The following is an 11,628-nucleotide window of genomic DNA, read 5'->3' on the forward strand; positions in this document are numbered from 1 at the left end:
CCCCTTCGGGCTGGTTACCCGCGGGTACGTCGCGACGCGCCTCCGCGCGCCCGTTTTGACCCGCGCGTCCCCCGCCTCGTAGTGTTGCCGGTCGCGCCCCCTGCCGCGTCGTGACTCCCGGAGCCCTCCGGACGGTCGCGGTGCAGATCCGGACGGTCGCCCCCGACGAGGGGGAGTTGAGCCGGGCAGTGTTCGTCAGAGGTCGCGGAACCACCACCCGGCCGGGGGCTTCCCGGGCGGGTCCACGAACGAGAAGAAGGCACGACGTTGCGTACGTACGCCCCGAAGCCCGCTGACATCCAGCGCGAGTGGCTCGTCATCGACGCACAGGACATCGTCCTGGGCCGCCTCGCGGTCCAGGTCGCGAACCTGCTGCGCGGCAAGCACAAGCCGCAGTTCGCCCCCAACGCCGACACCGGTGACTTCGTCATCGTCGTCAACGCGGAGAAGGTCGCGCTGTCCGGCACCAAGAAGACGACCAAGCTCGCCTACCGCCACTCGGGCTACCCCGGTGGTCTCACCGCGACCCCGATCGGTGAGCTCCTGGAGAAGGATGCGCGCAAGGCGATCGAGAAGGCCGTGTGGGGCATGCTGCCGAAGAACCGTCTCGGCCGGCAGCAGCTGAAGAAGCTCAAGGTCTACTCCGGCCCCGAGCACCCGCACAGCGCCCAGCAGGCGAAGCCCTACGAGATCACGCAGATCTCGCAGGGTCGCTGACCCCCACCGCCACCGCGCACCCCCAGACTCCAGGATCAGTGAGGAACACCGTGAGCACTCCCGAGACCGAGGTCGAGGAGACCTACGAGGTCAACGAGCAGGGCGTCGCCTACAGCAGCGAGAGCGCCCCGAGCGCCGACGCTCCTGAGCGCATCGCCACCATCGCCCCCGCTGCGGCCACCGGCCGTCGCAAGGAGGCCGTGGCCCGTGTCCGCATCGTGCCGGGCACCGGCGTGTGGACCATCAACGGCCGCACCCTCGACTCGTACTTCCCGAACAAGCTGCACCAGCAGGTCGTCAACGAGCCCTTCGCGACGACCCAACTCGAGGGCCGCTTCGACGTCATCGCCCGCATCCACGGCGGTGGCATCACCGGTCAGGCCGGCGCCCTGCGCCTCGGCGTGGCCCGTGCGCTCAACGACGTCGACGTCGAGGCCAACCGCCCGTCGCTCAAGAAGGCCGGGCTGCTCCGTCGCGACGCCCGCGTCATCGAGCGCAAGAAGGCCGGTCTCAAGAAGGCCCGCAAGGCGCCGCAGTTCAGCAAGCGCTGATCGTCCCGCCGCGCGTCGGCCGCCCGGGTGTCGTCCTCGACGACACCCGGGCGTGCTGTTTCCCGCCCTGCCGGGGTCGCCGCGCGGTCCGTCCGGGCAGGGCGGGGAACGGAGCTCCTTCATGACGCGCCTCTTCGGGACGGACGGCGTCCGCGGACTCGCGAACGACGTCCTCACCGCCGAGCTGGCCCTCGACCTCTCCGTCGCCGCGGCGCACGTGCTGGCGGAGGCCGGCGCGCTCACCCACGCGGACGGCTCCCGTCCGCTGGCCGTCGTCGGCCGCGACACCCGCATCTCCGGCCAGTTCCTCGAGGCCGCCGTGGTCGCGGGCCTCGCGTCGGCCGGTGTCGACGTGCTGCTCCTCGGGGTGCTGCCGACCCCGGGGGTCGCCTACCTCACCGACGTGCTCGACGCCGACCTCGGCGTCATGCTCTCGGCCTCGCACAACCCCATGCCCGACAACGGCATCAAGTTCCTCGCGCGCGGGGGCGTCAAGCTGGACGACGCCATCGAGCGTGCGATCGAGGCCCGCCTGCGCGAGCCGTGGCAGCGGCCCACAGGGGCCGGCGTCGGGCGCGTGAGCACCCACGTCGGTGGCCACGAGCAGTACGTCGCGCACCTCGCCTCGACCCTCACCGCCCCCCTCGCCGGGCTGACGCTCGTGCTCGACTGCGCCGAGGGTGCGGCCAGCGAGGTCGGGCCGGCCGCCCTGCGCGCCGCCGGGGCCGAGGTCGTCGCCATCCACGCCTCGCCCGACGGCCTCAACATCAACGACGGCTGCGGCTCCACCCACCTGGGACCGCTGCGGGCCGCGGTCCTCGCGCACGGGGCCGACGCGGGCTTCGCCCTCGACGGCGACGCCGACCGCTGCCTGGCGGTCGACGCGCGGGGCGAGGACGTCGACGGGGACCAGATCCTCGCCGTACTGGCCCTCGCGATGCACGAGGCCGGCGAGCTCGCCGGCGACACCGTCGTGGCGACCGTCATGAGCAACCTCGGGTTCACCCGCGCGCTGGCGGAGCACGGCATCGCGGTCACGGCCACGCAGGTGGGTGACCGCTACGTGCTCGAGGAGATGAACGCCGCCGGACGCGTGCTCGGGGGCGAGCAGTCGGGCCACGTCGTCATGCGTCGCCACGCCACGACGGGAGACGGCCTCCTCACCGCGCTCCACCTCGCCCAGCGGATGGCCGTCACCGGGTCGTCGCTGGCCGACCTCGCCGGTGTCATGACGCGGATGCCGCAGGTGCTCGTCAACGTCCGCGGCGTCGACAAGGCCCGCACCGACGACGCGGAGCTCCAGGCCGCGGTCGCGGCCGAGCAGGACCGGCTCGGGGACTCCGGCCGCATCCTGCTGCGGCCCTCGGGCACCGAGCCCGTCGTGCGGGTCATGGTCGAGGCGACCACGGACGTCGAGGCCCAGGAGGTCGCCGACCGGCTCGCCGCGGTCGTGCGCGACCGCCTGACCCTGGCCTGACGCGCGCCGTACCGGGGTCGTGGCCCCAGCGCCACGGAAAACGGCCCGGTGGGGCCACGACTCAGGGGTGCTCGCCGACGGTCCGCGCGTGGGGGCGCCCCGGGTCGGGCTCGGCGGGCTCCTCGTCGCCCGCGCGGATCGCCTCGAGCTGGGCGCAGACCGCGGCGCCGTAGAAGAACGCGACCGACGACATCACCGCCCACAGGAGCAGCGCGATGATGCCGGCCAGCGGGCCGTAGACCGTGCTGAACGACCCCGAGAGGCCGACGTACGCCGCGAGCCCGGCCGTCGCGACGAGCACGAGCACCACGGTGACGGCCGACCCGAACGCCACCCAGGAGAGCGCCGGCTGGCGGCGGCGCGGTGACTTCTCCAGGAGCAGCGCGATGGTGACGACGAGGAGCAGGATGCCGGCCGGCCAGCGGCCGACGGACCAGGCGAGCACGGCCGCGTCCGACCAGCCGTACTCCGTCTCCATGGCCCGGGCGAACTCGCGCCCGGCCACGAGCAGCAGGAAGCCGAGCCCGACGGGGGCGGCGAGCACGGCGGTGAGGACGGCCGCGCGTCCGTACTTCGCCGGCGCGGGGCGGTCGCGCCGGATGCCGTAGATCCGGTTCGTACCGCGCTCCACCTGCGCCATCGCCACCGTCATGGAGAGCAGGGAGAACAGCAGGCCGCCCCCGAGGGCGATCTCACCGGCGAGCTCGGCGCTGTCGTCCCCCTCCTCGTCGGCGCCGGCGAGGGCGTCGACGAGGGCGTCGTCCTGGCCCGCGCCCGGGCTGACCGCGTCCACGGTGGCGGCGATGACCCGGGACGGCCGCTCGGCGTCGAGGTCGGCCGCGAGCCCGGTCAGCGCCAGGAGGAAGGGCACCACGGCCAGGGTCGCCTGCAGCGCCAGGGCGCGCGAGCTGCTGAACCCGTCGCCGTACCGGAAGCGCACGAAGGCCTCGGCCAGCACACGGCGGGGCCCGACCCGTCGCAGCAGGTGGAAGGCGTCGTCGGCGTCGAGCTCGTCACCGTCCAGCTCGGTGGTGACGGGGACGGTGCGCGCCGTGGTCATGGCGAGGGAGAGTACGCGTCGGCTCCCGGTCCAGACCGTTGCGGATCGGGGGATTGGGGGCCGGTCGGGGTGGGTACGCCTCGCCGGGCCGTCGCCGGGAGGGGGCGGCGACCGTGCCCACGAGGAGGAAACGATGAGCTACCCGAGCTACGGCGCACCGGCACAGGGCGGGGGGGCTCCCGAGTACGCCGGCATCGGCGTGCGGTTCGGGGCCTTCCTGGTCGACGGCCTGGTGGCGGGCGTGCCCTACGGCATCCTGGCCGGCATCGGCATCGCCGTCGCACCCGACCAGGCCGCGATCTTCACGAGCATCGGCCTCGTGGTGCTCTTCGGCGTGCTGGTCGCCAACATCTGGCTCGAGGGCACCAAGGGTGCCTCGATCGGCAAGAAGATGCTCGGCCTGAGCACCGTGGGGGCCGACACCCTGCAGCCCATCGGCTTCGGGAAGGCGTTCCTGCGCACGCTCGTGCGCGGCGCGCTCGGGGCCTGCGCGATCCTGCAGATCGTCAACGCGGTCATCGCCAACGGCGACAGCCGCAAGCAGTCGTGGCACGACAAGTCGGTCGGCAGCGTCGTCGTGCGCACCGCCTCGCTCGCGGGCGCCTCGGCCGGCGGCGGTTCCTACGCGGCGGAGTCCGGCTACGACCAGGGCGGCTACGAGCAGCAGGGCGGGTACGACCAGGGCGGCTACGAGCAGGGCGGCTACGACCAGGGCGGCTACGAGCAGTCGCCGTGGAGCCAGCAGTCGACGGGCTACGAGACCGGTTCCACCGGGTACGACGCGGCGCCGGCCTCGGGCGGCTACGAGCAGGCCTCGGGTGGCGACGCGGGCGGCTATGCGCCGTACGGGCAGCAGGACGCCCCGGCCGACCCCTACGCCCCGCCGGCGGGGGCGACGCCGAGCGCCTCGACGCAGCCCATCCCGACGGACGCGCCGAGCTCCCCGTCGTCGACCGGCGGGTGGGCCGCGCCCGCCGCTGCCGCTGGTGCCGCGTCCGGCCCGTCCGCGCCCGGCCAGCGGGCGAAGATCGTGCGTCTCGTCATGGACGACGGCACCGTGCTGCCGCGCGGTGAGCGCGTCGTGGTCGGCCGGTCGCCGGTCGACGCCGCCGGCGGCCTCTGCCACGTGCTGGCCGACCCGGGCCGGAGCCTCTCGAAGTCGCACGCCGCGTTCGTCCGCTCCGGCGAGGACATCACGGTCGAGGACCTCAACTCCACCAACGGGGTGGCCGTCTCGCGGGACGGCTCGGAGTTCCTCGTGCAGCCCGGTGCGGTGACGCCCCTGCGGGTGGGCGACAAGGTGCTCATGGGCGACCGCCACGTCGTCGTCGAGGAGATCTGACCGGCCACCGACCTGGCCCGGACGAGCTCGACCGGGGCCCGGGGCGAGCGGGATAACCGCTCGCCCCCGGCCCCGCGTGCGTCCTAGGGTCCCGGACCATGAGCGCCACGAGCACGGTCCGGGTCGAGCGGCTCGACCCTGCGTCCACCGGCTTCGACGAGGCCGCCCGTGCGTGGCACGGCGTCTACGAGGCGGCGTGCCGCTACGGGCGCGCCGGTCGGGCCAACACCTGGTCCTTCGCCCACCTGCGCGCGGGCGTGACCTCGGACCGTCCCGACCTGGTGCGGCACGCCTACGTGGCACGCGCCGACGGCGAGGTCGTGGGCGGCGGCATGCTCTCGCTGCCGCAGCTCGACAACCTCACGACGGCGAGCCCCGACGTCTGGGTGCCCGTCGAGGGGCGCCGCCGCGGGATCGGCCGCGCCGTCCACGCCGCCCTGGTGGCCGACGCGGTCGCGGCCGGTCGCTCCGTCCTCCAGGCGGCGGTCCACGAGGGCCCGGGGGAGCACGGCGAGGACCTCGGCGGCCCGGGGTTCTCGGCGGCGCTGGGGTACGAGGTCGCGCTCGTCGAGCTGCAGAGCCGGCTGGACCTCCCCGTGCCCGCCGCCACCCTCGACGCACTGGCGGCTGCGGCGGCGCCGCACCACGCGGCGTACACCCTGCGGTCCCGGCAGGGCCCGGTCCCCGACGACCTCGTGGCGTCGTACGTCGAGCTCGACGCCATCGTCGACGTCGAGGCCCCGTCGGGCGACCTCGACATCGAGCCGCTGCACGCGGACGTCGACGTCTGGCGGCACAAGGAGCGTGAGGCCGCCGCGCAGGGTCGGCGCAACGTGTCGACCGCCGCGGTGGCGCCCGACGGCGACGTGGTCGCACTGACGGAGCTGTGGGCGAACGACCACGAGCCCGAGCGGCTCAACCAGTGGAGCACCATCGTGCGCCGCGACCACCGGGGCCACCGGCTGGGCCTGGCGCTCAAGGTGGCCAACCACCGGCTCGCCCAGGAGCGCTTCCCCGAGGCACGGCAGGTCGTGACGTGGAACGCGGAGAGCAACGCGCACATGCTCGCCGTCAACGTCGACCTGGGCTTCCGCGTCGTCGAGCGGACCCGGTCGGTGCAGCTCCGTCTCGGGTGAGGCCGGGTCGGCTAGATTCACGTCTCGTGATCACCTTGGCGAAGGGCGCCAACGCGCCGCTGTCCGCGACGAACCTGTCCGTCACCGTCGACGTGGCGGCGTCCGCCGACCTCTCCGCACTGCTGGTGACGGAGGCGGGGAAGGTGCGCAGCGACGCCGACTTCATCTTCTACAACCAGCCCAGCGGCCCGGGCGTGACGTGCGTGCCCGCCTCGGGCGGCCAGGGCTGGCGCGTCGACGTCGACCTCACCGCGGTGCCGTCGGACGTGCACGCCGTGCGCCTCGTGACCTCCCTCGACGACGGCGGCCGGGTCTTCGGCCAGGTGGGCCAGCCCGTCGCCCGCATCGCCAGCGGCGGCCAGCCGGTCGCCGAGTTCCCGATGACGGGGCTCGACCGCGAGACGATCGTCGTGATGGTGGAGCTCTACCGGCGCAACGGGGAGTGGAAGGTGCGGGCCGTGGGCCGGGGGTACGACGGCGGCCTCGCCGACCTGATCCGCGACCACGGCGTCAGCGTCGACGACGAGCCTGCGACCCCGGCGGCACCCCCGGCTCCGGCGGCTCCGGCGGCTCCGGCGACGCCGAGCTACCCGCCCGCGCCCCAGCAGCCCCCGGCTGCGCCGAGCTACCCGCCGAGCGCGCCGTCGTACCCGCCGAGCGCGCCCAGCTACCCGCCCGCGCCCCAGCAGCCGCCGGCTGCGCCGAGCTACCCGCCGAGCGCGCCGTCGTACCCGCCGGCCGCAGCCCCGTCCCCGCAGCAGTCCCCGCAGCAGGCCCCGCAGCAGGCGCCGCAGGCGGGCGGCGGCGAGGTCAGCCTCCGCAAGGGTGCCTCGGTGTCGCTCCAGAAGGGCCAGCGCGTGCGTCTCACGAAGGACGGCGGCCAGAAGCTGACGCAGGTGCGCATGGGTCTCGGGTGGGACCCGGTCCGCAAGGGCGGTCTGTTCGGATCGCGCGAGGTGGAGATCGACCTCGACGCCTCGGTGGTGCTCTTCGCGAGCGGTCAGCCCGTCGACCTGGCGTTCTACAACAACCTCACGACGCGCGACGGCTCCGTGCGCCACCTCGGCGACAACCGGACGGGCGAGGGTGACGGCGACGACGAGACGATCGTCGTCGACCTCACGCGCGTGCCGGTGCACGTGGACGCGCTGGTGTTCATCGTGACGAGCTACGGCGGGCAGACGTTCCAGCAGGTGCAGAACGCGTTCTGCCGCCTCATCGACCACACCGACGGCGAGCTGGCGCGCTACACGCTGACCGGCGGCCTGCCGGTCACCGGCATGGTGATGGCGAAGGTCTACCGCGAGGGCGGCGACTGGAAGCTGCAGGCCATCGGTGACGGCCTCAACGCGAAGGTGCCGGGCGAGGCCGTGCCGCAGCTCGCGAAGTTCCTGTGAGGCGGGCCCGGCGATGACGACGTTGGTCGCCGGGCAGAACGTGCCCTGGCCCCACCCCGCCTGCCGCGTCGTGGCACCGGGGGTGGCGCTCGCGGTGCTGCCGCTGGGTGCCGACGGACGGGTCGTGGACCCCGCCCACGTCGTGCACGCGGCGGGCGAGGTGCACCTCGGCCTCGCGGACGTGCCGGCCGAGTGCGACCGGCTGCTCGTCGTCGGCCTCGACCCCGGCCCGGCTCGGCTCGACCTCCTCGACGGGGCCGGCGCGCCGGTGCTCGGCGTGGACGTGCGTCCCGATCCGGCGGCGTCCCGTCCGCGGGTCGTCGCGCTCGTCGAGGTCTACCGGCGTGCGGGGGCGTGGAAGGTGCGTGCGGTCGCCCGCACGTACGCCGCGGGTGCGGCCGATGTCGAGCGGCACCACGGCGTGCCGACCGGGGTGCTGGTGGGGTCTGCTCCGGTGGGGTCTGCTCCGGTGGCACCCGTTCCGGCGGCACCCGTTCCGGCGGCACCCGTTCCGGCGGCGTCGTCGCCCGGGGAGGTCGATCCGGAGCGCGCCGTGCAGCTCGTCGGGATGGTGCTCCAGGACGCCGCGCGCAGTGCCGCGTCGTACGAGTCGAGCGTCGCGTTCGCCGACGGCCAGCTGGAGCGGGACCTCGACGCGCTGGTCGCCGACCCGGCGCTCCGGGCGTCGGCGGCGGGCGAGGCCGCGCGGTCGCGGGCGCAGGTGCGCCGCGACGACCTGGTGCGGCGGGCCCGGGAGGCGCACCTGCGCGACCTCGCGGCGCTGCGGCGCGAGGTCGCGGACATCGAGCGAGCGCTGCCGCCGGCCATCGCGCGCTGGGACGTCGCCCCCGCGGCCCCGACGGCGCCGACGCCACCGGCCCCGCCGCCCGCCGTGCGCGCCGGCGACATCACGCTGCCGCACCTTCTCGACGTCCCGGGTGCCGACTTCCGGCTGCCGATGATCTGCGGGGTCCCGGGGCGTCCGCTCCTCGTGACGACCGACGAGGGCGGCGACGCGGCCGCGACCGCCGTCGCCCGCACCCTCGCCCTGCGCGCGGTCCTGTCCCTCCTCCCGCACCGCCCCCGGCTCGTCGTGGTCGACCTGGGCGGCACGCGGGGCGACGTCGGGCTGCCGCCGGGGGTGGGCGGCCCGGCGGTCATCGGCGCGTCCGGGCTGACGCGTCTGCTGGCGGACCTGGTGCAGCGGGCGGAGCTCGTCGCCGTCGCCGACCGGGAGCGCATGCTCGACGCCCTGGACCCCGAGCTCGCCCGCCCCGTCGTAGTGCTGCTGCTCGACGTGCCGACCTTGTGGGAGAGCGAGGCGGTACCCCTGCTCGACACGCTGGTGGCGGGGCCGGGGTACGGCGTGCAGCTCGTGCTCACCGGGCCCGGCGAGGTGCCCCGGGTCGGCAGCGACGCCGAGCGACGTCTGCTCGCCCGCGCCTGGGACGCCTCGCTGCGCCTGCCGAGCGGCGTCGGGGGCCACCTCGCCGACACGTTCGCCGGGGTGTCCTGGACGTTCCTGCCCGACACGGGTCCGCCCGACCCGCTCGCCCTCACCCGCCTGCTCGGCGCCCACGCTCCGCTCGACGGCTGGCGCGACGGGATCGTGCCGCGGGGATGACCGCGTCGATCCGCGAGCCCGGGCCCGACGACGCCGAGGCCCTGGCCGACCTGCACGTCGCCACGTGGCGCGAGACCTACGGGCACCTGTTGCCGCCCGGCTTCCTGTCCGCGGCGTACGTCGAGGGGCGACGCCGGATGTGGGTGCAGGTGCTCGGCCGACCTCGCGACGACGTGGTCGTGCGGGTGGCCGAGGGGAGCAGCGGCCTCGTCGGCTTCTCCTGGGCCGGGCCTCCGCTCGAGGCGCTCCCGGACGGCGGGCGGTCGCGTCAGCTCTACGCGCTCTACGTGCGCGCCGCCCACCACGGCACCGGTGTGGGGCAGCGCCTCCTCGACGAGGCGCTGGGGGCCGAGCCGGCCGTGCTGCGGGTGGTGCGGGACAACCCTCGTGCGGTCGCGTTCTACCGCCGCAACGGCTTCGTGCGCGACGGGCTCGAGGAGGTCGATCCCGCGACGCCCGCGATGGTCGAGGTGCGGATGCGGCGCCCCCCGGGGATCTGACGCGTCGAGCTTGGTCGTACGCCGCGGCAGGAGCGTCGAGTTGTCAGGTACGCCGTGGTGCGAGTCGGGGAGGCGTCGCTGCGTACGTGACAACTCGCCGCTGGCCGCGGAGTCGGTCATCCACAGATCACCATCCAGAGGTGGTGATCGTATGTCTGTTCGACTAGGGTCGGGGGCATGGATCGGGGGACCCACACCACAGCGACCGCGTTGATCGACGCGGTCCGCGAGCGCACGCACGAGGCTCGTGTCGCGGAGGCGGCTGCGTTCGTCGCGGTGGGTGACTGGGCGGCGGCACACACGTCCTCCGAGGTCGTCGGCGATCCGATCACGACGCTGGGCGAGTGGGACTCCGAGGCTCTGTCGGGTGATCAGTTCCTCGAGCTGGGTGGGCCGGGGGCGCCGGTGGTGGCGGAGTTCTGCATCAGCGAGGTCGCGGCCGCCCGGGGTTGCTCGTTCGACGCTGCCCGTCGCCTGGTCGGGGACGCGGTCGAGCTGCGGTACCGGCTCCCGTGCGTGCATGCCCGGGTCGCGGCGGGCGAGGTCGACGTGTGGCGGGGCCGGCGGATCGCCCAAGCCACCCGGACGCTGACCTTCGAGGCGGCCGGGTTCGTCGACCGGCACGTCGCGTACGTCGCGGGCAAGGCCACCGGTGCCGAGGTCGACCGGTTGGTGGCCGAGGCCGCGGCCAGGTTCGACCCCGAGACCACCGAAGCCGAACGGCATGCGGCTGACGGGGATCGGTACCTGTCGATCGACCTCGGCGACACGGCCTATGCGGACCCGTTGACCGGGACGCTGCGCGGCACGGTGAACGTCCACGGCAGCCTGGATCTGGCGGATGCGCTCGACCTGGAACGGACCGTGGCGCACGTCGCCCGCCAGTTGGGCGAGCTCGGCTGCGACCCGAACCTCGACATCCGACGCTCGATGGCCCTCGGTGAGATCGCACGGCGCTGCGACGGTGTCGCGACGTTGGAGTACGACGTCGAGCAGCCGCCAACGCGAGCGCGGCGCGAGGTCGTGCTGTTCGTCCACCTCGACCAGGCCGCGATCACCGGCACCCTGAACGGGATCGGCCCCCGGATCGATGCCTGCACCGGGATGACGGGCATCGACCTCGCGAGGCTCGACACCCCCGGCGCACCCCGTGGGGCCGTGACGGTCGAGCAGGTCCAGTCCTGGTGCGCCGCACCGGACACCACCGTGACCGTCAAGCCGATCATCGACCTCACCACCGAAGACGCCGTGAACGGTTACGCCCCGCCCGACCGGATCGCCGACCACGTCCGGGCCCGCTGGCCCAGGTGCGTCTTCCCCTACTGCACCCGCTCCTCACGCACTGCCGACCTCGACCACTGCGACGCCTATGAGCAGCACGGACCGCTCGGTCAGACCTCGACCCGCAACCTGTTCCCGCTCTGCCGACGCCACCACCGCATGAAGACCCACCGCGAACTGAGAACAGGCAACCGGTGGACCTACCGGCCCACCGATCCCAACGCCGGAGAGCCGCCGAACGCCGTCATCTGGACCAGCCCGCTCGGCCTGCGCTACCTCGTCGACCGCGACGGCACCCGACCCTGGCCACCAGAAGCGACCTAGCGCCCGCCCGCTGCCCGCCGAGCCGCCCGTCCACACCCCGTGGCCGGGCGGCGAAGCATGCCGGCAAGCGAAGAAGCCACACGCCGACTAGGTGTGATGTCCAGGGAGGTTGTACCGACCAGCGTCGGTGAGCCTGTCTGAAAGGTGAAGGCCTCCGGATGTGAAGTGGAGCTGTCTAAGGAACCGCTTCACACACCAGGAGGCCTTCGTGTCCCACGC

At 74.3% G+C, this 11,628-nt stretch carries 10 protein-coding genes; 9 read left to right on the forward strand and 1 reads right to left on the reverse strand.

Going from position 1 to position 11,628, the window contains the following annotated elements:
• The first annotated feature begins 267 nt into the window (after positions 1-267).
• From rplM to glmM, 3 genes are all read left to right on the forward strand, one after another.
• The gene (gene rplM / locus G3T38_RS19030; RefSeq protein WP_163774148.1) at positions 268-717 is read left to right on the forward strand and encodes a 50S ribosomal protein L13; all 450 of its coding nucleotides are present in this window, start codon (positions 268-270) and stop codon (positions 715-717) included.
• Complete coding sequence (rpsI, locus tag G3T38_RS19035; protein ID WP_174268201.1) at positions 714-1,268, forward strand: 30S ribosomal protein S9; 555 nt, start codon at positions 714-716, stop codon at positions 1,266-1,268. Before rplM ends, rpsI begins: the two co-directional genes overlap by 4 nt.
• Before the next feature lie 121 nt (positions 1,269-1,389).
• The gene (glmM, locus tag G3T38_RS19040; protein WP_163774150.1) at positions 1,390-2,745 is read left to right on the forward strand and encodes a phosphoglucosamine mutase; all 1,356 of its coding nucleotides are present in this window, start codon (positions 1,390-1,392) and stop codon (positions 2,743-2,745) included.
• 61 nt (positions 2,746-2,806) lie between these two features.
• On the opposite strand, the gene G3T38_RS19045 is transcribed toward glmM, so the two are convergent.
• The gene (locus G3T38_RS19045) at positions 2,807-3,805 is read right to left on the reverse strand and encodes a YihY/virulence factor BrkB family protein (protein WP_163774151.1); all 999 of its coding nucleotides are present in this window, start codon (positions 3,803-3,805) and stop codon (positions 2,807-2,809) included.
• 133 nt (positions 3,806-3,938) lie between these two features.
• Between G3T38_RS19045 and G3T38_RS19050 the strand changes: the two genes are divergently transcribed.
• From G3T38_RS19050 to G3T38_RS19075, 6 genes are all read left to right on the forward strand, one after another.
• Positions 3,939-5,147 carry an RDD family protein gene (locus tag G3T38_RS19050; RefSeq protein ID WP_163774152.1) on the forward strand — a complete coding sequence of 403 codons (1,209 nt, stop codon included), beginning with the start codon at positions 3,939-3,941 and terminating at the stop codon, positions 5,145-5,147.
• 98 nt (positions 5,148-5,245) lie between these two features.
• Positions 5,246-6,283, forward strand: a complete 1,038-nt coding sequence (locus tag G3T38_RS19055) for a GNAT family N-acetyltransferase (RefSeq protein ID WP_163774153.1) — start codon at positions 5,246-5,248, stop codon at positions 6,281-6,283.
• 26 nt (positions 6,284-6,309) lie between these two features.
• Positions 6,310-7,680, forward strand: a complete 1,371-nt coding sequence (locus tag G3T38_RS19060; RefSeq protein WP_163774154.1) for a TerD family protein — start codon at positions 6,310-6,312, stop codon at positions 7,678-7,680.
• 13 nt (positions 7,681-7,693) lie between these two features.
• Positions 7,694-9,304 carry a TerD family protein gene (locus tag G3T38_RS19065; RefSeq protein WP_163774155.1) on the forward strand — a complete coding sequence of 537 codons (1,611 nt, stop codon included), beginning with the start codon at positions 7,694-7,696 and terminating at the stop codon, positions 9,302-9,304.
• Positions 9,301-9,804, forward strand: a complete 504-nt coding sequence (locus G3T38_RS19070) for a GNAT family N-acetyltransferase (protein WP_163774156.1) — start codon at positions 9,301-9,303, stop codon at positions 9,802-9,804. Before G3T38_RS19065 ends, G3T38_RS19070 begins: the two co-directional genes overlap by 4 nt.
• A 177-nt stretch (positions 9,805-9,981) precedes the next feature.
• Complete coding sequence (locus G3T38_RS19075; RefSeq protein ID WP_163774157.1) at positions 9,982-11,409, forward strand: HNH endonuclease signature motif containing protein; 1,428 nt, start codon at positions 9,982-9,984, stop codon at positions 11,407-11,409.
• Positions 11,410-11,628: the final 219 nt, after the last annotated feature.

The organism is Nocardioides zeae, assembly GCF_010686755.1.
Taxonomy (GTDB): domain Bacteria; phylum Actinomycetota; class Actinomycetes; order Propionibacteriales; family Nocardioidaceae; genus Nocardioides; species Nocardioides zeae.